The following is a 20,971-nucleotide window of genomic DNA, read 5'->3' as shown; positions in this document are numbered from 1 at the left end:
GTCGCTTATCAGTCGAGGCATTCCCAGTTCATGACAACCTTGCCGCCGTGGCCCGAGCCTGCGACGTCAAAGGCTTCCCGGAATTCCGTGATGGGGTATCGGTCGGTGATGATTCCGGAGATGTCCAGACCGGAACGGATGAGGGAGGCCATGGTGTACCACGTTTCGAAGATCTGACGCCCGGTCACTCCCTGAATTGTGATCATGTTAAAGATGATCTTGGAAAAGTCGAGGGTGATGTCAGTGCTCGGGGTTCCCAGCAACGCAATCCGTCCACCATGAGTCATATTGTCAATCATGGATGTTAAAGCTGTCCCCGACCCGGACATCTCCAGGCCGATGTCAAACCCCTCCTTCATGTCGAATCGGTCCCAGACCGTCTCCAAACCTTCGCGGGAAACATTGACGGCGTTCTTCAGGCCCAGTTGCTGAGCCAGCTCCAGCCTCTCGTCGGACAGGTCGGTAACGACGACATTGCGCGCCCCTTGGAACTGAGCGACCAGGGCCGCCATGATGCCGATCGGCCCAGCACCTGAAACGAGGACATCCTCGGCCAGGCAGGGGAACTGCAAGGCGGTGTGTACGGCATTGCCGAACGGGTCAAAGATCGCCGCGACGTCGGGGTCAAGGTCCGGGATGTGATGTACCCAGACGTTGCCAGCCGGCATGACGAAGTACTGGCAGTAGGCACCGTTGACCGCATATCCAATACCTTGGGTGTTGCGGCACAGGTGACGTTTGCCCGCTAGGCAGGCCCGGCAGCGTCCGCAGACATAGTGCCCCTCGCCGGAGACGAACTGTCCGACCTCCAGATCATTGACCTCCGAACCGAGTTCAACAATCTCACCGCAGAACTCGTGGCCGAGGACCAGCGGGGTGTGCACCGTCTTGGCGGCCCACCCGTCCCATTTATCGATGTGAACGTCGGTGCCACAGATTCCTGTCCGCATCACCTTGACGATGACGTCGTTGGGGCCAGCGACCGGGTCGGGGACCTCCACCAGCTCCAGACCCGGCTCCGGGCGGGTCTTGACCAAAGCCTTCATCGAGCCTCACTTTCCGGGGCAGCGCCCCACACTTCCTCGTGTTGACACCACTGTGCCACCATCGTCACAGCAGCACAGCGGTTATGATATCTCCCGTGAGCGTTTCCCGTAGCCGCAAACGGGGCATCGTTGAGATGTGCCAGACATTCGACGGACGGGTACGTCCTCACGCCAATTAGTCTGCAACTCCTCCATATCTCACGTGCAGAACGTTACGAAAAAGAGGCCTCGCCTGGGCACCGTCAGGACATGGCCATCCGTCGCCACATGAGCCACATCGGCTCGCTCGAACCACTTCCCCGGAAACGTCTTGGCAATGCCGGCAGAAGCCCCCGACAACCAGCGACCCGCGCTCAACCCTTGAGCCCCGAACTGGCGAGCCCCTCGATGACCTTGCGTTGCATCGAGAAGAAGAGGAGGAAGATCGGCGCCATGGCCATCACGGAGGCCGCCATCATGAGCGCGAACAAGCCTGGTTTGACGACGGGCACCATGACTCGCCAAAACGTCTGCCACGGATTGCAGCCATCGAGCCTTGCGGCCTCCTCCAGCTCGGCCGGCAGGCTCATGAAGGACTGCCGCATGAGAAACACTCCGAAAGCCGAGAAGAAGCCAGGAAGGACGATGCCCCATGGCGTCTCCAACAATCCCAGTTCGCGAATGATCTCGTACTGGCCGATGAGATACGACTGCCCGGGCACCATGAGGATTGCAAGGACGAACCCGAAGAGAACCGACTTGCCACCGAACTTCATTCGCGCGAAGGCATATCCCCCCATCGAGCACAGAATCAGTTGGACGACGGTTCTCAACACCGTGATCGTCACCGACACCCCAAACTGTTTGAGGAAAGGAAGACGGGTAAACACCTCGGTGTAATTGTGGAACTGCCAGCGGTCGGGAATGAGCTTCGGCGGGACGGACTGGATCTCCATGTTCGTCGACAAGGACATGAGGATCTGGTACACGAATGGGAACACCATGAGCACTCCGCCGAGCAGCAGAAGGATGTGCACCCCGACGAAGCGCCGCTGCGAGACGGTGTCGCCCCGCTTGGCAAGGGCCGCCACCTCTACAGCGGAGAGTTCGGACCCCGTACTCACCTCAGACATAGTTCACCCATCTCTTCTGCCCCAGGAACTGGGCGAGAGTCACGATGGCGACGAGAGCAAAGATAACGATCGCCACGGCGGCACCGAGCCCCTGGTCATGGTTGACGAAGGCTTGTCGGTAAAACAGCGACACCAACGAGCGAGTCCTCGGCTCAGCCGGGTTCCCCGTTCCGATCATCGCGTACAGCGCGTCGAACAACTGGAACCCACCGATCGTCGTCATGATCGTCAGGAAGAAGATCGACGGGGACAGCAACGGCACCGTGACCATCCGGAACTGTCGCCAGGCAGAGGCACCGTCAATGGACGCGGCCTCGTACAGCTCCCGCGGGATCGACTTCAGCCCCGCAGACAGGATGATCACGTTGAACCCGATCGACGCCCACAACCCAAACAGGGCAACAGCGAACAACGCCCATCCAGGTGACACCAGCCAGTAGGGCGGATCGGAGACCCCCACGCTCCGAAGAATCTGGTTAAGCAGACCAAACTGACCGTTGTAGACGATCTTCCGCACCTGAGCGACGGCCATCGGCATGGCAAGGTACGGCATGAAGTAGAGGATCCGGTACAGCCCCTTGAACCTCAGGCCGGGCAGCTCGATCATGGCCGCTACAGCCACCGACAGTGGAATGCCGAGCAGGACGATGACCGTGTAGAGCAAGGTGTTGCCGATCGCTGACCTGAGGTCCGGACTAGCAAACAGTTCCCGATAGTTCTCGAATCCGACGAACTGTGGGTTCCCACCGAAAGCGTTCGTCTGCTTCAGCGACGCAACAACGTTCTCGAAAATCGGCCAGTAGTAGAACACTGCGATGCCGAGCATGAGCGGGCCGATGAACAGGGCCGGCCACGCTCCGACGCTGGTCGGGTCCTTCTTCTTGCGGTGTCCTGACCGGCTCGAGAGTGGGGCGACGGCGGTGTCGCCCCGCGTGCCGGGGTGAATCATCCCTTCTCCTTCGCCAGCGCATCATTCATGAACGTCGCGAGCTTCCTCGCCGTCTCCGGGACAGGCATCTCACCGGAGAATGCCGGGTTGACGTAGTCAGCCTCTTTATCAGCCCACACGCTGGTATTTCTGCTAACCGGGTACGTGACTGCGTACGTCGTGGCAGCGTCAACGAACATCTTGCAGTTCCACTGCGGGAACGCCTTGACCCAGGGATCCTGGGTCCCGTGGAAAGCCGGGATGGCGGTACCGTTCCGAGCTTCCGTCTCCTGTGCCTGCTTGGAGCCCATGTGGGCGACGAGGGCCAGTGCGGCGGCTTGGTTGGCCGACCTGGCTGAAACCACCCATCCCAGGCCGTGAATGACAGTGGCCTTCCTGTCTTTTTTGGGCAGGACAATAACGTCATAGTCGTTCTCGTGTCCCTTAAACTCCTCAGCAAGTTCCGAGGCGGTCCAGTCACCGGACCAGTACATCGCCGATTTCCCGCTCTTGAACATCTGAGAGGGTTTGGTGTCGGTGATGACCTTCAGGGACGCCACCGAACCGTCCTTGACCCAATCCGCCCAACACTGCAATCCCTCGGTGCTCTTCGGATCGTCAAATCCTGACTTGTCATCCTTGATGACGAATCCACCAGCTTGGAAGATGGTGTTGTAGTACGTTCCTTGGCCATCACCGTTGATGGTCGTCGCACAGCCGTATATCCCCTTCGACTTGCCCCAGTCGGAGATCTTCTTCGCCTTGTCATGGAAGTCATCCCATGTCCAGTCAGCGGTCGGCAGTTCAACACCAGCATCCTTGAAGATTTTCTTGTTGTAAAAGACACCAATGGTGTCGAAGTCCTTGGGGACGCCGTAGTGCTTGCCGTCGTAGGTGTACAGCTTGACGAGGGCTTCGGGGTAGTCCGACCACTTGACACCGGCATCGGTGACCTTGTCGATCGGCGCCAGCATCCCGTTGCCGGCATAGAGCTGAATATTGGGACCGTTCATCCAGAAAACATCGGGCAATTCATTTCCCTGCGCCTGGGTGCGCAATTTCTTCCAGTAGTCCTCATATCCAGCCAGATTCGTGGTGACCTTGACATTCGGATATTTCTTGTTGAACGACTTGATATTCTCCTTAATGGTCCTGGTCTGGTTCTTGTCCCAGTAGGCGAGAACAAGTTCCGCCGAGGTGTCAGGGGCGATGCTGGCGGTCCCACTGCCAGCCTCCTTCTTGCTCGACGAGCAACCTGCGACAGCCAGAGTGGCGAGCGCCGCACCTGCGATGAATCCTCTTCGATCCATGATCGTCCTTCGGTCGTGGTCCTTACTTGACCTGGTTGTTGTTGAAGTACTCCACGAGTTCCGCATCCAGGGACGGCACCATCCTCGGCGTCGACCCGCTCCGCAGGGACTCGGTGGCTTCGATTCCTGCCGCGACCGCATACCAGGCTCCCAATGGGGACGTGTCGGTACGGGTTCCGTTGCGCACGAAGTTGAGGAACTCAGTGACGGTGAGCACGTCCGCGTCTCCGTGGCCATTGGCGTCCCCAATGATCGGGAAGGTCTCGTCCCCCTCGGCGTTGTAGTGGGTGCGCGTGTTCCACAGCCGAATGACGCCGCCTTCACCGTCACCGAAGTTCTCGATGCGCCCCTCGGTCCCGATGACGGTGTAGTTGCGCCAGTAGTCCGGCGTATAGTGGCACTGCTGGTAAGAGGCGTACACCCCCGATTCCATGCGCATGAGCACCATCGACAGGTCCTCGACGTCGATGACCGGGTTGAGCCCCTTCTGGGACAACGGCGGCCAGTTGTCCAACGAGTACCAGTCCCCCATGAGTTCATCGGAGTGGTCACAACGATCGGTAATCTGATCGTAGAGAGTCAGTCCCCCCATACCCACGACGTCAGTAGTGTGGGAGCCGGCGAACCAGTGCATGACATCGATGTCGTGGGCTGCTTTCTGCAACAGCAGCCCGGTGCCATGCTCGCGCGTAGCATGCCAATCCTTGAAGTAGAAGTCACCTCCGGCGCCAACGAAGTGACGGCACCAAATCGCCTTGACCTCACCGATCCGTCCGGTACGGATGAGGTCACGCATCGACCTCACGACGTTCATGTGGCGCATGTTGTGGCCGACGTACAGCTTCGTCCCGGTCCGATGGGCTGTCACCAGCACCTTGGTTGCCGACTCCAGGGTGATCGCCAATGGTTTCTCCAAGTAGACGGGGACACCGGCCTCCAATAAGGCGCAAGTCACCTCGACGTGGGTGTCGTCAGGGGAGGTGACGAAGGCGACGTCAATCCCTGCCCTGATGAGCCCCGCGACGTCGCTGGTGATGACGATGGAGTCGGGGTCCTTGCCGAGACGATCCGCCACCCGTCGGCGGGCCAGGTGGTGAGGCTCGCAGACGGCCACGATGGCACCGCCATTACCCTCCAGCTCGGCATTCAGGGCGAGTCGAGAACGCGCCCCTACTCCCACCACGCCTACTCTCAGGACCTCTATAGTTCGCTTGTCTCTTGTTGTCGCCATAACGCTGTGATGACCTTTCTCGACCTCTTGGTGGATTCGCTCGACACCCTGTAAAGCCACCGGGTGCGGTCGCTCGACACCAAGGAACGCCGCGGACGCATGACCTAGTGCGACGTCGACGGCTCCGACGACGGAGGCAGCACGGCCCAGGGCAGCGACCTCGGCCGGTACCGGGACGGAACCGGGTACCCGACGTTGATGCAGACGCGCAATGACCTGTCGAATGACGTCCAAAGATCGGCTGGTCGGCCCCGCTACGACAATGAGATCGGGATCCACCACCCCGGCCACCGACCCGATGGTCAAGGCGGCCCGATCGATCCACTCGTCGTCGGGGTGCTGCCCGTCCTCCAGACGCAGGTCGAGGACGTCGCTAATCTCGCCAGCATTCCACTGCCGACCACGGTGGATTCGCCCGCTTAGGACCAGACCGGTGTGCAGCCCTTTGGTCATCTGCACCAACAGCATGTCGCCGTCGGAACTGAGGCTCTGGCCACGCCGGCAGCAAAATTCGCCCCAGGCTGCCATGTTGATGTCGTTCTCGACGCTAACAGACACACCGAGCCGTTGCACCAACGCTGCAGCCAGATCAAGGCCCTCCCACTGGGGGACGAGATCGCTGCGCAGCACGGTGCCGTGACCGTCGACGACTCCGGTGGTGGACACCGCGACCTGTCGGAGCAGGCCGAACCCTTCCGACCAACGATCCCGCGCCTCCCCGATCACACCGGCAACAACATCGAGCCGCGCTTCACGACACCGGTCGACGAGTTGGTCGGTCCTGACCTCGAGAACTCTCCCGTGAAACGTGGACACCACAGTCAGCATCGAGTCGACCAGCACGTCAGCGCCGATGACGATCCCCGCACGGCTAGCCGGAGCCCACGCGGTCGCAGGCCGTCCAGGAGCACCGTGACCACCTACTTCACTGGAAACCCATCCATCCTCCTCCAGCTCACGCAGCAGCGAAATGATGGTAGGCCGCGACAGACTGGTGCGTTCGACCAGCTCAGCGGCAGTCAGAGCACCGTCAGCACGCAGTTCGCGCAGCACATCGTCCTTGCGCTGGCCCCGACCGGCCGGCCTCTCCTGTGAGGTCATCGTCAGCCACTCCTGTCCGGGCTTATCTCGTGCCCGCTCTCGGAAACTCATGGAAAACCGTTTCGAAAGCGTATTTCAAAAGGTGGTTACATATTGAACCCGGCAAGCACGCTCGTCAAGGTCTTCGAGCAAATCTGGTTGGCATCGCGCATCCGGGACGAGTGGTTATAGGTCGAGCAGGGCCGCCCCCGGCCGGTTAGCCGCCCCAGAAGATCATCGATGGTGCATAGGGCCCAGGGACAGGTTCGAGAGCCTTGGTCTATTCGGTTCGCGAACCATGCTTCACCGTGAACCGACACAACCTCTTTGGACAACATTCCAGCCCCGGGTTTGGCAGAATCATGTCTGTGGCAGTCAGCGTTTTCGATATCTTCAAGGTCGGCATCGGTCCGTCTAGTTCTCATACCGTCGGCCCCATGCGAGCCGCCCGGATTTTCGTGACTGATCTGGCTCAGTCACCGGTATGGCCTGAGGTCACCCGCGTGCGTGCGGAGCTCTTCGGCTCGTTGGGAGCGACCGGGCACGGACACGGGTCTGAGGCCGCCGTCTTGCTGGGTCTGGAAGGCGAAGATCCGGCCACCGTCGACACGGATCAGACTCCGGCTCGAGCCGCGTCTATCGCCAATGATGGCCGTATCACTCTGGATGCTGTCCATGGCGGTCGGGAGATTTCCTTTGACGTCACGACCGACCTTGTCCTTCACCGCAACCGGTCCCTCCCTTTTCATCCCAACGGCATGACGTTCACCGCCTGGTCTGGCCAGGAAGTCGTGGTCGAGCGCACTTTCTACTCCATCGGCGGCGGTTTTGTCGTTGAGCACGGAGAGGACGAGCACCCCGCCATCGTGCGCGACTCGGCACCGGTCCCTTACCCTTTCAAGACCGGCAAGGAACTTCTCGAGCAGTGCTCGGACTATCGGATGAGCATCCCCGAAGTCGCAATGGCCAATGAGATGACCCTCCGTGCAGAGGAGGAAATACGCGGCCAGCTCCTCGACATCTGGGCGGTCATGCACGCCTGCGTCGAGCGCGGCTGCTCGCGCGCCGGCGTTCTTCCGGGCGGTCTGCATGTGCGCCGCCGCGCCATGAAGATGCACCACGATCTTGTCACCCGGGAGCGGATCACCCCGGGCAAGCCGGAACCATTCGGCTCGGTTGACTGGCTAACAGTGTGGGCGTTGGCAGTCAATGAGGAGAACGCCGCGGGTGGACGTATTGTTACCGCCCCTACCAACGGCGCGGCCGGCATCATCCCGTCCTGCCTGCACTTTGCGGTGAAGTTCCTCTCCCCCGGTTCGGACATCGATTCGGGCACTCCTGGCGTCGATACCGGTGATGACGACCTCATCGTCAATTATCTGCTAGCGGCCGGCGCCGTCGGGGAGATCTACCAACAGTCCGCATCGATCTCTGGGGCCGAGGTCGGCTGCCAGGGCGAGGTCGGCGTGGCCTGCTCAATGGCTGCGGCTGGTCTAGCTCAGGTCATGGGCGGGACGCCGACCCAGGTCTGCAACGCCGCCGAGATTGGCCTAGAGCACCACCTCGGGCTCACCTGCGACCCCGTCGGGGGCCTAGTACAGATCCCGTGCATTGAACGCAACGCCCTTGGTGCTATCAAGGCCGTCACAGCTGCCCGCCTAGCCATGGCTGGGGACGGCTCCCAGATCGTCAGTCTGGATCAGGTCATGAAGACGATGATGGAGACCGGACGCGACATGAAGGTCAAATACAAGGAGACGGCGCGCGGTGGGTTGGCCGTGAATATCGTCGAGTGCTAGCAGCTCGGCGCATTGGCAACGCGAGTGCTAGCAGCTCGGCGCATCGAGGGGCCGGGATTGGCGGTTCAACACGTTGTCCCCTGTTTTTTCACCGCTGATCTGACAATTGTCCATTGCATTTTTGGCAGGAACGGGCACCACAGTGGAATCCTCTGACAACCCTGGCACGGCCGAGCCCACACCCTCTGGCCCCGAACGCCGCCCACACTTTCCACCATAAAAGGCGGGATAAACCGCGGGAGGATCAAGCAAAAATCCTAGGGAATCTATTACACAAATCCGTGGTTAATCACCCCACATACCGTCACTGCCGCAAGGGAGCGACCGGTGGTTAAAGAAACGGAAAAGCGAACCAAGCTGAACCAGCCTCGCATGGGAACAACCGACAAACTTTTTCTCGACCTTGACGGCGATTAAGCTGAACCAGCCTCGCATGGGAACAACCGTGAATCCACAGTCCAGTGGGCCGCGATGTAGAAGAACATGAGGGGTGGTCCTCTGCGCACGTCCCGGGACGACCATCCTGTGCCAGATTGCGGCAAGACCTCATTCATAGTTCCCCTCACGCGGAAAATTCGCCACTTGACAAGGAGAATCGCTGCATCTTCACCCCCCGGCCCACCTTTGTGGGTTGTGTCCATTATGATCAATTTTGGCTCCTCGAAACCTCGGAGGGACCCGGTGACATCCGTCACCGATTTTCCACAACGGATCGTCGGGCACGTACCTGCCCGTGGAAAGGAACAACGGTCATGGCAACCGTGCAATATAAGGAGGCGACTCGGGTTTATCCGGGCACCGATCGCGCAGCCGTCAGCAAGCTCGACCTCGACATTGGCGACGGGGAGTTCATGGTCCTCGTGGGACCGTCTGGCTGCGGTAAGTCGACCTCTCTGCGAATGCTAGCCGGCCTCGAAGAGGTCAATGCCGGCTCCATCTGGATCGGGGACCGCGATGTCACTGATCTTCCCCCGAAGGACCGTGACATCGCCATGGTCTTCCAGAACTACGCCCTGTACCCCCACATGACCGTGGCCGACAACATGGGCTTTGCCCTCAAGATGCAGAACGTGCCGAAGGCTGAACGCCAGCAGCGCGTCCTGGAAGCCGCCAAGCTTCTCGGCCTGGAGGACTTCCTTAACCGTAAGCCGAAGGCACTCTCCGGTGGTCAGCGTCAGCGCGTCGCCATGGGTCGTGCGATTGTTCGTAACCCACAGGTCTTCCTCATGGACGAGCCATTGTCGAACCTCGATGCCAAGCTGCGCGTCCAGACCCGTACCCAGATCGCCGCCCTGCAGCAACGCCTTGGCGTGACCACCGTCTACGTGACCCACGATCAGGTTGAGGCCATGACGATGGGCGACCGCGTTGCTGTTATGAGGGACGGCGTTCTACAACAGGTCGATTCTCCTCTCGCTCTTTACGACACTCCGAAGAACCTCTTCGTCGCTGGCTTCATCGGCTCCCCCGCTATGAACCTCATGGAAGGTGATGTCGTTGACGGCGGCGTCGAGCTCGGTGACTACGTTGTCCCGGTTTCTCGCGACGTCCTAGCTAAGGTCCCGAACGAGACCAAGCTCACCCTCGGTATCCGCCCGGAGGCATTCACCCTCGCCAGCGAGGGCATCGGACTCGACGTTGCTGTTGTCGAGGAGCTCGGAGCTGACGCCTACCTGTACGGCTCCCTCGTCGGATCCGGCAAGCAGGCCTCCATCGAGGATGGCGAGGCTCACCAGGTTGTCGCCCGTATTTCTTCGCGTCGTCCTCCGCAGCGTGGCGAGCAGGTACGTCTGGGCGTAGACCCTGCCTCTGTCCACGTCTTCAGCCAGGAGACCACCGAGCGCATCTCCTGACCCTCGATGAACGCCACGAGGCCCCCGGTATGACTGGGGGCCTCGTCGTGTTTCATGGGTTCAGATCACTCGTTATTGGGCTCAACTTTGGATACGACAATGTCTACCTTGCCTGGAGTGCGTCCCGACTGGGTAATGGCGGTAGAAACCCGGTGACGAAGGTCCTGTGTCAACTGCACGATAGGCACCGTCAGGTCGACAGTAACCTCCACCTTGACCTCGCTAAGCCCATCCTCCTCGCTGATCCGTATCGCTGAGCGGTCATCATTACCAATTCGACGCCACCACGGCTTCACGAGTCGCGTCACTCCCGGGGTGTTACGGACGGTAGTGACAATGATCCCCGCTAGGTCATCGATGATGTGTTCGCCCGTCAGCAGCGTTCCAGAGACGACGTCGTCGTTCTTAAGCTCAGACATGGATATCCTCCACGATGATGTCGATCGCTTCCGGACGGCCACCAAGCTCACGGGTCATCGCCGTCGAAATGCGGTGACGCACCCGCTCGGCACAATCAGGTATCCGCACCCCTCGCGCGACAGATAAATCAATGCGAAGTCTCAATGGGGTGTGGGGCACCGAGAACCGAATCCGATTAAGTCTCCCGTCCTCGCAGTCGGCAAGGCTGTTACGCACAATCGCGGCAAGCACGGTTTCTCGGACTTCCACTTGACCGCCGTCATCATCGAAAACACAGTGGCGCGGCGAGAGGTCAGCAGCGTATGACCTCCACACTGAGCTTAGCTTCAGTGGATCGACGACTACCTTGGTCTGCGCATCCTCAGCAACCGTGTCGTCACGCAGCTGATCAGCACGAAGAGCCTCAATGCGCACAGCTTGGCAAGCTGGGCACTCGGCCTCATGTTCTGTGAGAGGCTGTGTCGCTCCCTCCCAAACGCGGTTCATATCCGCGCCACAAGCGAGCTTCACCTCCATGACTCCATCTCCTTCGCAATGGTGGCCCTCGCCCGAGCTAAACGACCCCGGACGGTGGACAATGGTAATCCCTCAATATCGGCGATCTCGGCATATCCGAGACCGTCTATCTGGGCCATTACCCAAATACTTCTCTGGGTATCCGGTAACCCAGCAACACTCTTTCGCAGCGCCATCATTGCTGCGTCTCTGGCATGAGCCCTCGCTGGGTCCTGCCTGGAATCGATCTTTACCGCAACCTCCTCCGGAGACACCGGATCGGTAGCGCGCCTCCCTGCGGTCCGAATAACCTCCCGGCACCGGTTACGAGCGATGGTGTACATCCACGCCCTGAATCTGGACCGGTCGTCGAGGCCAGGCAATTTCTGCCAGGCAGTGAGCAAAACGTCCTGAACGACATCTTCGGCGTCTATCGTAGCCGGAAGGTTGTTACGGCAGAATCTCAAAAGCCGCCCGCCCCACGATTTGACGATGCGAGCATAAGCGCCGGCATCTCCGTCCTGAGCAGCGCGAATGTCTGCCAGGATGACCTCGTCGCCACCGTGACCATCGACTCTGCTGACCATGATTAGACGCTAGCAGCGGTCGAGGGCACTTCTGTGTCCTCGACCGCCAGCGCACCTTAGGCGAGCACCTTCCCCTCGCGAGTCCTCGGCTTGGCCCGGTCGGACTTTTCTTGAAGAAATGTCGATTTCGGCATCGGATTGGCAGGAAGACTGTCTCCCGAATCGTCAATGTTGGGCACTTCGGTCACACCGACGTGGCTCACGCCCATTCCAGTGACGTGTGCTCCGGTCCGCAGTTTCGTCCCAAACCGCACCAGCTTCGCGTCCAGGGTCGCCTCGACGTCGCGAGCCACTTCGGACTCCAACCGGTCGACGAGCTTTCGCACGTCGGCGCGGTCATCGATGTCGATCTGAACCATCATCTCGGGAGCCACACGGGCTCCAAAGAATCTCACGCTAGCGCTACTGACTCCGGGGAACTCCTCGATCTGCTCCTCAACGGCCCTTCCCAGAGCGTCTGTGGACAGCACTGTTGAGCCGTGGTCCGCCTCGTGGCTCATGCCGTAGGTGTGGGCCCGATTGCTCGACGAGAACTGACGAAGCAGCCAGACCAACCCAATCACCGCGACTAAGATCCCGACAATGAGCAGAGCCCATGATGCGTAGTCAGTTCGCCATGCCTTCGGCACGTCGACGATAGGGGCGTCGGGTTTGGGCTGCCGCCATCCCCACGACGAGACGACGTTGAACCGCACCAGCATGAACCACGCAACCACTACCAGACCGATGATCCCGACGACGGCGAGTCGTGTTCTATTTGCGCGGCCCTTCATCGCAACCTCACTTCCACCTTCAGGGGTTGTTCCAACCCCAGCGAATCAACGCGGGCAGCGATTCTCGTCGTGAGCTGCTCCCGCATCACCTCTGGGTCCTTGACGTCAGTCTCGGCGTGGACCTTGAGAGTTTTGCCACGACGTTTTACTACTGATGATGCGACGCCGTCCTCCTCGTCAAGCCAGCGAGACAGCCACCCTGTCAGGTCCGAGTTGTCCATGACGATCTCCCGATTGTCAGGAGCACCCTCGCTCGGTTGAAGAAACACCCCAGATGTCCGTCCCGGCTTGAAGGCCCATATCAGAAACAGCAGCGCGACGACACCGATAACAATGGCCACTGTCAGGGCAGTGTCGTTGAGCCATGACGCGGTGGTCATGTGACCACGCCCCCAGGCCACCCACTGCGGCAAGGATCCGTGCTGGAGTCGTTGGATAGCAGCGATGATGGCCACCACCCCGGCTGCCAGGAGCACGACAGCCAGGATCGTCACCGGAAGCGTCCGGGAGGGTCGACGAATGAGAGGAGGAGACACGTACTGCTTGCTCATCTCAGGTCAACTCCTTCATCGTCGGGGCTTTGCTGACGACCCGGCTCACCAGGATGTCAATCGTGCGAATATCCACTCCGGACATCTTCGGTACCTGCTCGGTCAATCGGGCTCGCAGATCATCACACTGAGCTTGAACGGGGGCGGGGTAGCCAATGGCAACCTCCACCTCAAGATCAGCCGTACGGCCGGTAAGGACCGCACTAACCTTCGGGCCTCGGTCGAAGTCGGCGCGCGAGCCTGATCCGAAGAAGGACGAGGTGGGAGCCCCGAAACCCTCGCTTTGAGCCGCCACGCGAGCAGCGACTTTCTCGACGACCGCTGTTGTGACCGTTAGGGTTCCACGACTAGCCTTCTCACGATTGTGGACCGCCAGCGAGGGCACCGAACGTACGCGTGTGGTGCCGGCGGACATCAACGGTTCCGTTGACTTGGTTTGCCGAAAATGTCGTGCACGTCGAGCTGACCGTCAATGATCCGGCCAATGATGAGACCGAGCAGCCCCAGCACCAGCACGACAATCGCCTGCCACACACCAACACAGACTGCAATCACACCCAACAGCAGTCCAACGAGTGCTCCGATGCGCGATGCATTCATAGTGTCGCCTTTCAGGAAAGTTCGGTGTTCTTGCGCTGGCCGGCAACCTGATCAGACTGGTCGTCGTCGTGATCGTCCTCACCCTGAATGTAGACATCGGTGACCTGGACATTCACTTCAACGACCTCAAGGCCGGTGCCGTACTCAACGGCGTCAATAATGGTTTCGCGGAGCTTATTGGCGACCTCAACAACTGAGTAGCCGTACTCAATAACCACGGACAGATCGATAGCGCACTGACGCTCGCCCTTTTCAACCTGGACGCCGTTCGACACGTTGGTAGTCGATCCGGGGATGCGATCGGTGATAGAGCTGAGCATCCGGCGACCAGTGGATCCCATGGCGTGCACACCGGGGACTTCACGGCAGGCAATACCGGCAATCTTCTGGACTACCTGCTCAGCGATGAGGGTGGAGCCGTGATCGGTGTGCAGCGGCGAGGGAGGCAGGGTCTCTTTGGTCGTTGTCTCTGGCAGGTTCTCGGTTTTCGTGGCATCGGATTTAGCGGAAGCGGTCTTGTTGTCAGTCATATCGGCTCATCTCCATTCGATGTGTGGGGACTTTCATATGTGTAGATGTCTAGGGGGAACATTCGTCACGGCGGATCCGAAAATTGGTCGAAAATTTCCGACGCCCTGGCTTAGCTACCTCCAGAAACACCCGATGACAGGAGGGACCATGACGATGTCCACCACCATGCAGGGACTGACGGTCCTCGAAGGTGGCGCCGCGACTGTCTGAATTCCCCCTCTGACTAGGTGGCACACCACCTAACCCGAGTGTGGGTGGCAAACTGTTCCTCGTGACCCGATTCCTCAGCGCGAAGCCCGACTCCCGCCTGCTTCCGTTGCCGTGGAGCACACCGTTGGCACAGTGGCCGCAGGAGCGGCTCGTCGCGCTGCCTCGGGGCATCTCTCGTCACGTGGTGCGGTTCATCACTGTCGACGACGATGTCTACGCCGCCAAGGAGGTCGTCGAGCACCTCGCAATTCACGAATACCGCTTGCTGCACGACCTCATGAGGCTCGATACCCCGTCGGTCGAGCCCATCGGCGTCATTACTGACCGCGTTGCGTCCAACGGTGAACCGCTGGAGCCGATCATCCTCACCCGCCACCTACGGTTCTCTTTGCCCTACAGGTCCCTTTTCCATTCTGGTGTGCGTCAAGGAACCGTCATGCGGCTCCTTGACGCCCTCGTCGTTCTTCTTGTGCGACTTCATCTGGTGGGCTTCTTATGGGGTGACATCTCGCTGTCGAACGTACTGTTCCGACGAGATGCCGAGGCCTTCGCGGCCTATCTAGTCGATGCCGAGACCGGTGAGCTGCACGATCACCTGACCACCGGCCAGCGGGAACACGACCTACAAATCGCCCGGACGAATCTCTATGGCGAGTTCCTCGACCTTGAAGAGGGCGACATGCTCGACGATGCCCTGGACCCCCTGGGCTTGGTCACGACTATCGAGGACCGCTATCACGACCTGTGGAATGAACTCACTGCGGCCGAGGAATTCGACGGAGGCGATTACTCCCAGGTCGAGTCGCGGGTACGTCGCCTCAATGCTCTTGGCTTCGACGTCGCCGAATTGGACATCCAAACCTCGCCGGACGGCCAGCGACTACGCATCCAGCCCAAGGTCGTTGACGCCGGGCACCACCAGCGTCGCTTGCTGCGCCTAACTGGCTTAGACACCGAAGAATTCCAGGCACGGCGTCTGCTCAACGATCTCGACACTTTCCGGGCGCGCAATGGGCTTCAGGGGGTTGACGAGGCAGTCGCGGCTCACCGCTGGCTCACCGAGTGTTTCGAGCCAGTCGTCCAGCAAATTCCGCCGGAACTGTCCCGGAAACGCGAGCTCGCGCAGTTTTACCACGAGGTCCTCGACTATCGGTGGTACGAGTCTCAGCGTCAGCAACGGGAAGTCCCCCACGTTGAAGCAGCCCAGGGCTACGTCCGTGACATTCTCGCCAAGTTGCCCGACGAGGCCATAAGCACAGAATCCGTAGTACCGGTGGACGGTTCACCGGCGCACAGCAGACATGAACTGGTCAACGTCTACGACCCGTCGCTCGGATACGTTGAGGACGAAGAGGAGGACGCTCCCTACGACCCGTGGGAGGCCCATGCCGAAGCTATCGACGTGGAGTCTGCGTCACGTCTCGACATCGACGCCTTACGAGCCCGAATGAAACGCTAGGACAGCCTGATCAATCTGAGGACTTCGGCGGCATCGCCACAGTGAAGGACCCCCACTGGGCGGGACTTGCGGCGACCGATGGGGAGGACTCGAGCTTCGTCTCCGGCTCCTCAACGCCCTTGTCGGGGCGCGATCCGGGGACAACCGGCTTGATGGATTCACCCATTGCGGCCTCCAAGGCCCGGGCTATGGGGCTGGACGACGGCTTGTGCTTGCGAATCTCGGCCATACCCTCATGGTAAGTGATGTGTCAGGGTACACCGGTAACCTAAGTCATGTGACGTTTAAGCTCTACAACACCGCTACCCATGGCATCGAGACCTTTAAGCCCCTTCGTGAGGGCCAGGTGTCGATTTACCACTGTGGAATGACGGTGCAGTCCAGTCCACATCTGGGCCATATCCGCAAGGAGGTCGTCTTCGACGTCCTGCGGCGCTGGTTGGAGTGTTCTGGCTACCGGGTGACCGTTGTCGCCAACGTCACCGATATCGACGACAAGATCCTCGCTAAGTCCGCTGCTGCCGGCACCCCGTGGTGGGCCCATGCGTACCACTACGAAAATGAGCTTCATGCGGCGTATAAAGCATTGGGATGCCGTCCGCCGACCTATGAGCCTCGAGCCACCGGTCACATCCCGGAGATGATCGAGTTGGTGAAGACCCTCATCGAAAAAGGTCACGCTTATCCTGCCCCCGATGGCTCCGGTGACGTCTACTTCGATGTTCGATCCTGGCCGCGCTACGGGGAATTGTCCGGGATGCGTGTCGACGAAATGAGCCCGGCCGAGGATTCAGACCCGCGTGGTAAACGCGACCCACGTGACTTTGCACTGTGGAAGGGCCATAAAGAGGACGAGCCCGAAACAGCGTCGTGGGTGTCTCCGTGGGGACGCGGTCGACCTGGGTGGCACCTGGAGTGCTCGGCGATGTCCGGGAAGTATTTGGGCGAGGCCTTCGATATTCACGGTGGCGGTATCGACTTGCGGTTCCCTCACCATGAAAACGAGTTGGCTCAGTCAGCAGCAGCTGGGCGTCCTTTCGCCCACTATTGGATGCACAACGCTTGGGTGACGATGTCTGGGGAGAAGATGAGCAAGTCCCTGGGTAATACCGCCCAAGTGTCTGAGGTCACCAAGACCTACAGCCCGCGAGCCGTCAGGTACTTCCTGCTGGCCCCGCATTATCGCTCCATGATCGAGTTCAGCCCCTCCGACGAGGGCACCAAGGGCTCCCTGGATGAGGCCACCAAAGCCATCGAGCGCATCGATTCCTTCCTGGACCGCGCCAGCAACCTCGTTGGCGAGCAGGTGACGGCTTCGCATGAATTGTCGGAGGCGTTCGTCATTGCGATGGACGATGACCTTGGTACTCCCCAGGCGGTGGCGGCCCTGTTCAGCCAAATCACCGAAGGTAATAAGTCCGTGTCGATCGGCGATGCTGAGGCCACCCGTCATCACCTGTCCCAGGTTAAAGCCATGCTCGCGGTATTCGGACTCGATCCTCAGGCCCCCGAGTGGGCCGACACCGCAACAGGCGACGCCCGTCTAGAACCGGTCGTTGACGGCTTGGTGCAGGCCATGCTGGACCAGCGTGCCGAGGCTCGCGCCCGCAAAGACTGGACCACGGCTGACGCCATCCGCGACACCCTGACAAACCTTGGATTGACGATCGAAGACACCCCCACCGGCGCCCATTGGTCGCTGAGCTGACAAGGAGACTGACATGGCAGGAAATTCCCAGCGCCGCGGCGAGGGGCACAAGAGCAAGAGTTCCGCTGTCGGCTCCGGTGGGCGAGGCCGCAAAGCACTCAAAGGCCGAGGCCCCACTCCCAAGGCAGAAGACCGCGTTTACCACAAGGCGTACAAGGCCAAGCAGGAGAAATTAGCCCGCGCTGCAGCCCGCAAACCGGCGAATAGACAGTCGACGGGGGCGGGCCCGGAGTGGGTTATCGGTCGTAATCCTGTGCTCGAGGCCCTACATGCTGGTCTTCCAGTACGCACTGCTTACGTTGCCGAGGGAGCTGAGCATGACTCTCGGCTGAGGGCGATTCTCACCTTCTGCGCTGATCATGGCATCGCGTTGATGCAGGCCACTCGCGGCGAACTCGACCGCATGACAGGTGGGTCTAACCATCAGGGAGTGGCCTTGCGCCTGCCTGAATACGAGTACGCCACCGTCGGTGACCTCATCGCAGCCGGTACCCAGACCTACCGCGGTGGGCTCGTGGTGGCCCTCGATAAGGTCACCGATCCGCGTAATCTGGGAGCGATTATCCGCTCTGCTGCGGCCTTTGGCGCCCAGGGTGTGCTCATCCCGTCGAGGCGGTCAGCATCGATGACGGCTGCGGCGTGGAAGACTTCAGCCGGGGCCGCGGCGCGCATCCCGGTGGCGATGGCAACGAACCTCAACCAGGCTCTCGGCAAGTTCGCTGCGGCTGGCTGGATGATCGTCGGGCTAGCTGGCGAGGCCGACTCGGACTTCGCTTCAGCTCCTGGATTCGACGGCCCCCTGGTGATTGTTGTCGGTTCAGAGGGAGACGGTCTGGCCCGACTTACCCGTCAGTCGTGCGACGTGCTGGCGTCGATCCCCATCAGCAGCGACGTTGAATCCCTCAATGCTTCAGTCGCAGCGTCCATTGCGCTGTATGAGGCGGCAAGGATGCGGGGAGCGAAATTGTGACATCCGAGTGAGAGCCGCAGCTCTGTGGACTATGGGGTAGGTTCGCATTCGCGAATTCGTCTGCGCGAGCCATGAGAGTTCCAAAGGGGGAATGATCCTCAGATACTTAGGCCGGCCATGGCGTAGGCAATAGTAATCGCGCCGGGCTATTCAATGACACCGATTTCGACTAGAGCTCCAGCCTTGGCCGGGACCAACGGCCATCGTCACCGCGTTACCTTGCACGACACGCCAGACAGTGAAACGGAGCGCATGGAGCATCGCCGCATCCGGAAATGCCGCCGCGGTGAGCACGATCCAAGATCGTCAGGTACAACTCCAAATCCCACGTTTACGTGTCGCACGAAACTCGTCATGGTCAGCTCCGTTTCTCTGGCCAGCTGCACGGCGTGGACTATACTCTGTATCCAGCCTTAAGACCATCTAACCAACCAACTACGCATCGCGATTCTCAACGGTGAAAGTACTCGGATTTCAGCACGACTGTAGGTTGCCCGGGGAAAGACACCACTACGTCACCGCCGTTTACATTCACCTGTGGGCGAGGCTCGCATTGGTCTAACCCGACCAATGCGATATAAGGCTCCTCCCCCCGCAAGCGAAGTCTTCAAGGTCTCAACGGTCGTTAGCTTCGACAGACCAGTAACCCGATGACCCGCCAAACGCTCACGATGGCTCCAGGACGTGACCGGCTCAAGGTAGGACTCCGGTCCATCGCAAGGATCAGTCGGCCATCCCGCCATCAAGACCACCCCCGAACACAATGCTCCCTCCACCCATACGCAACGCACCTCGACACCACGGTGACAAGCATGGGCGCACACAATCTTCGGTCCGATCTCCACAATGCCGCGAGCACCATAACCGGCCCCTTCATCAACGTCATCGTGAACCCAGTGAGCCAGCCACGACGACTGACCGACGACCACCTCACCAATATATTCGCACCGCTCAACCCTCTGGTCAGAACGGGCAGAAACCTGCCCTTGTCCGTCCCTGAGCCCTACTACATTGGCTACCGACCGGAGCTTCCACTCCCCCGCCTGAGGAGGTGCCGTGGCGGTCGAGAATCCTAGGGACGTGTATAGCGGGGCCTCACCAACGAGTTCTCCCTCGTCCTGCCCATCGGTACCGATGTTGAGAACCCTCACGATCCCGTCCTGACAAGTTTCGCTGACCATCCATCCGGGAACAGCGATGATGCGATAAATATCACTCGCCTCGACCGGAATGGGCTCCTCGGGCTCGGTCCACACCGGGTGATCTGGCGGTAACGCCAGTCCCAACATTCCCTTTGCCGCCCAGTAGGGGGATCCCACTCCGGAATAAGATTGGGCCATCGGTCGGAACTCGTGAAACCATACCATTGTGAGGATGTCAGCGCTGGTGACCCCGTGATCGAGGAAATGGCGCACTGTCCCCGAGCAGATTCGCCTGGTTAATCCCGGCGATAGGGGCGAAACCTTCATGAATACCCCTGCCCATAGGGGCGCGCACGTGCACCACCGATATATGAGACTACGCCTTGGATAAGCGGGGCAACTCCCCGACTGCCTCCCACGTCGGCCCCGACGAGGTAAGGGGCGCCCTCGAGATAGCGTGCCAGCCGGGGCCCATGGATGTCCGCAAATTTCCTGGCCACGTCCCAGTCCGGGGCCAGGAGGGTCCACAGTGCGGGCAACGTCTCCATCGCCCATCCGACATAGCGATCGAAGCATCGTCTCGGTCCGTCGCTTATCCATCCGTCGCGGCGATACCACTGTTCATGACGGGCGCGGTGCCGTCGAACTAGATCCTCATCCCACTCCGCGCAGGAAAGTCTCGACGATAATCTGGAACCAGATCCAATTGTTGTCGGGAATCTGAGGACTTCGTACGTCCTGAAACCATTCGACCGGCTGTTCCAGCGTCTGCGGGGGACAAGTGTTCCCAAATCCAAGGTTTGGCGAAGTGAAGCAACAAAGCAAGTGAACATGCCTCGACCACTGCCTGCCGATGCTCAGACGGGCGTAACCAACGCTCGCTGGATTTGGGATCGACGCCGTTGGCCCACCACGACGCCAGCTCATGAAGGGCTTTCCCCTGCTCCCCCACGAATCGTGCCCCCGCCAACGGTCCGACCCGGGCGAATCCCTCCAGTCCGTCGACGTCGGTTCCCAACCCCCCAGGTGCACCCGGCATAGCAATCCGTGCATGTCCCAGGGTCGCCTGCGCGATCGCGGCATCCAGGAGTCGATCAGCCAGTTTGCACCAGTACTCGCGTTCCTAAACTCGTTTCGATCATGCGAGCGCTCCCCAACGGTCATCT

General features: G+C 60.2%; 21 protein-coding genes and 2 pseudogenes. 5 read left to right on the top strand and 18 right to left on the bottom strand.

The window, feature by feature from the left end:
* Nucleotides 1-8: 8 nt before the first annotated feature.
* The 6 genes from tdh to CPA42_RS02145 form a co-directional block, all read right to left on the bottom strand.
* Nucleotides 9-1,046 carry an L-threonine 3-dehydrogenase gene (gene tdh, locus CPA42_RS02170; protein WP_002515111.1) on the bottom strand — a complete coding sequence of 346 codons (1,038 nt, stop codon included), beginning with the start codon at nucleotides 1,044-1,046 and terminating at the stop codon, nucleotides 9-11.
* A gap of 353 nt (nucleotides 1,047-1,399) precedes the next feature.
* Nucleotides 1,400-2,158: a carbohydrate ABC transporter permease gene (locus tag CPA42_RS02165; RefSeq protein WP_002515107.1), complete on the bottom strand. Its 759-nt coding sequence runs from the start codon at nucleotides 2,156-2,158 to the stop codon at nucleotides 1,400-1,402.
* Nucleotides 2,151-3,107: a carbohydrate ABC transporter permease gene (locus CPA42_RS02160; protein ID WP_002515059.1), complete on the bottom strand. Its 957-nt coding sequence runs from the start codon at nucleotides 3,105-3,107 to the stop codon at nucleotides 2,151-2,153. The genes CPA42_RS02165 and CPA42_RS02160 overlap by 8 nt, the downstream gene beginning before the upstream one ends.
* The gene (locus CPA42_RS02155; RefSeq protein WP_002515100.1) at nucleotides 3,104-4,396 is read right to left on the bottom strand and encodes an ABC transporter substrate-binding protein; all 1,293 of its coding nucleotides are present in this window, start codon (nucleotides 4,394-4,396) and stop codon (nucleotides 3,104-3,106) included. The genes CPA42_RS02160 and CPA42_RS02155 overlap by 4 nt, the downstream gene beginning before the upstream one ends.
* A 22-nt stretch (nucleotides 4,397-4,418) precedes the next feature.
* Complete coding sequence (locus tag CPA42_RS02150; RefSeq protein ID WP_002525207.1) at nucleotides 4,419-6,779, bottom strand: ROK family protein; 2,361 nt, start codon at nucleotides 6,777-6,779, stop codon at nucleotides 4,419-4,421.
* A gap of 35 nt (nucleotides 6,780-6,814) precedes the next feature.
* Entirely contained in the window at nucleotides 6,815-7,045 is a 231-nt protein-coding gene (locus CPA42_RS02145) for a hypothetical protein (protein ID WP_002515089.1), read from the bottom strand.
* Nucleotides 7,046-7,069: 24 nt separating this feature from the next.
* On the opposite strand from CPA42_RS02145, the gene CPA42_RS02140 reads away from it, so the two are divergent.
* Both CPA42_RS02140 and CPA42_RS02130 read left to right on the top strand, forming a co-directional pair.
* Entirely contained in the window at nucleotides 7,070-8,506 is a 1,437-nt protein-coding gene (locus CPA42_RS02140) for an L-serine ammonia-lyase (RefSeq protein ID WP_002515101.1), read from the top strand.
* 752 nt (nucleotides 8,507-9,258) lie between these two features.
* Nucleotides 9,259-10,359, top strand: a complete 1,101-nt coding sequence (locus CPA42_RS02130) for an ABC transporter ATP-binding protein (protein ID WP_002515080.1) — start codon at nucleotides 9,259-9,261, stop codon at nucleotides 10,357-10,359.
* 65 nt (nucleotides 10,360-10,424) lie between these two features.
* Here the strand turns inward: CPA42_RS02130 and CPA42_RS02125 are convergent, their stop codons facing one another.
* The 8 genes from CPA42_RS02125 to CPA42_RS02090 are packed head-to-tail and all read right to left on the bottom strand — an operon-like array spanning nucleotide 10,425 to nucleotide 14,315.
* Nucleotides 10,425-10,778 (bottom strand): hypothetical protein, encoded by a 354-nt coding sequence (locus tag CPA42_RS02125; RefSeq protein ID WP_002515092.1) that lies wholly within the window; start codon nucleotides 10,776-10,778, stop codon nucleotides 10,425-10,427.
* Nucleotides 10,771-11,295 carry an Asp23/Gls24 family envelope stress response protein gene (locus CPA42_RS02120; RefSeq protein WP_002515097.1) on the bottom strand — a complete coding sequence of 175 codons (525 nt, stop codon included), beginning with the start codon at nucleotides 11,293-11,295 and terminating at the stop codon, nucleotides 10,771-10,773. Before CPA42_RS02120 ends, CPA42_RS02125 begins: the two co-directional genes overlap by 8 nt.
* Complete coding sequence (locus CPA42_RS02115) at nucleotides 11,286-11,861, bottom strand: RNA polymerase sigma factor (RefSeq protein ID WP_002515077.1); 576 nt, start codon at nucleotides 11,859-11,861, stop codon at nucleotides 11,286-11,288. The genes CPA42_RS02120 and CPA42_RS02115 overlap by 10 nt, the downstream gene beginning before the upstream one ends.
* 56 nt (nucleotides 11,862-11,917) lie before the next feature.
* Nucleotides 11,918-12,634 carry an alkaline shock response membrane anchor protein AmaP gene (gene amaP, locus CPA42_RS02110; protein WP_002515053.1) on the bottom strand — a complete coding sequence of 239 codons (717 nt, stop codon included), beginning with the start codon at nucleotides 12,632-12,634 and terminating at the stop codon, nucleotides 11,918-11,920.
* Entirely contained in the window at nucleotides 12,631-13,185 is a 555-nt protein-coding gene (locus tag CPA42_RS02105) for a DUF6286 domain-containing protein (RefSeq protein WP_002515082.1), read from the bottom strand. The genes amaP and CPA42_RS02105 overlap by 4 nt, the downstream gene beginning before the upstream one ends.
* A 1-nt stretch (nucleotide 13,186) precedes the next feature.
* Nucleotides 13,187-13,600, bottom strand: a complete 414-nt coding sequence (locus CPA42_RS02100) for an Asp23/Gls24 family envelope stress response protein (RefSeq protein WP_002515081.1) — start codon at nucleotides 13,598-13,600, stop codon at nucleotides 13,187-13,189.
* The gene (locus tag CPA42_RS02095; protein WP_002515062.1) at nucleotides 13,600-13,785 is read right to left on the bottom strand and encodes a DUF2273 domain-containing protein; all 186 of its coding nucleotides are present in this window, start codon (nucleotides 13,783-13,785) and stop codon (nucleotides 13,600-13,602) included. The genes CPA42_RS02100 and CPA42_RS02095 overlap by 1 nt, the downstream gene beginning before the upstream one ends.
* Nucleotides 13,786-13,796: 11 nt before the next feature.
* Nucleotides 13,797-14,315 carry an Asp23/Gls24 family envelope stress response protein gene (locus CPA42_RS02090; protein ID WP_002515072.1) on the bottom strand — a complete coding sequence of 173 codons (519 nt, stop codon included), beginning with the start codon at nucleotides 14,313-14,315 and terminating at the stop codon, nucleotides 13,797-13,799.
* Between the two features lie 251 nt (nucleotides 14,316-14,566).
* On the opposite strand from CPA42_RS02090, the gene CPA42_RS02085 reads away from it, so the two are divergent.
* Nucleotides 14,567-15,985, top strand: coding sequence for a DUF4032 domain-containing protein (locus CPA42_RS02085; RefSeq protein ID WP_002515096.1), 1,419 nt, complete (start codon nucleotides 14,567-14,569; stop codon nucleotides 15,983-15,985).
* Between the two features lie 10 nt (nucleotides 15,986-15,995).
* On the opposite strand, the gene CPA42_RS02080 is transcribed toward CPA42_RS02085, so the two are convergent.
* A complete protein-coding gene (locus tag CPA42_RS02080) occupies nucleotides 15,996-16,214 on the bottom strand; it encodes a hypothetical protein (RefSeq protein WP_002517304.1) in 219 nt (72 codons plus the stop codon).
* A 48-nt stretch (nucleotides 16,215-16,262) separates the two neighbouring features.
* Here CPA42_RS02080 and cysS point away from each other — a divergent pair, with 48 nt between their 5' ends.
* Both cysS and rlmB read left to right on the top strand, forming a co-directional pair.
* Nucleotides 16,263-17,693 (top strand): cysteine--tRNA ligase, encoded by a 1,431-nt coding sequence (gene cysS / locus CPA42_RS02075; RefSeq protein WP_002550607.1) that lies wholly within the window; start codon nucleotides 16,263-16,265, stop codon nucleotides 17,691-17,693.
* 13 nt (nucleotides 17,694-17,706) lie between these two features.
* Nucleotides 17,707-18,663 carry a 23S rRNA (guanosine(2251)-2'-O)-methyltransferase RlmB gene (gene rlmB / locus CPA42_RS02070; protein WP_002518745.1) on the top strand — a complete coding sequence of 319 codons (957 nt, stop codon included), beginning with the start codon at nucleotides 17,707-17,709 and terminating at the stop codon, nucleotides 18,661-18,663.
* A gap of 515 nt (nucleotides 18,664-19,178) precedes the next feature.
* Here rlmB and CPA42_RS13360 read toward each other — a convergent pair.
* The 3 genes and pseudogenes from CPA42_RS13360 to CPA42_RS13350 form a co-directional block, all read right to left on the bottom strand.
* On the bottom strand, nucleotides 19,179-20,132 hold the full coding sequence (locus CPA42_RS13360; RefSeq protein ID WP_002518743.1) for a DUF2264 domain-containing protein: 954 nt from the start codon (nucleotides 20,130-20,132) through the stop codon (nucleotides 19,179-19,181).
* Nucleotides 20,129-20,732, bottom strand: a pseudogene (locus tag CPA42_RS13355) (DUF2264 domain-containing protein). Before CPA42_RS13355 ends, CPA42_RS13360 begins: the two are co-directional and overlap by 4 nt.
* Nucleotides 20,644-20,865, bottom strand: a pseudogene (locus CPA42_RS13350) (DUF2264 domain-containing protein); the annotation flags it as partial. The pseudogenes CPA42_RS13350 and CPA42_RS13355, both read right to left, overlap by 89 nt.
* Between the last annotated feature and the right edge of the window lie 106 nt (nucleotides 20,866-20,971).

It is taken from the genome of Cutibacterium acnes (assembly GCF_003030305.1).
Lineage (GTDB): Bacteria > Actinomycetota > Actinomycetes > Propionibacteriales > Propionibacteriaceae > Cutibacterium > Cutibacterium acnes.
This window is presented reverse-complemented; position numbering and strand designations above follow the sequence as displayed.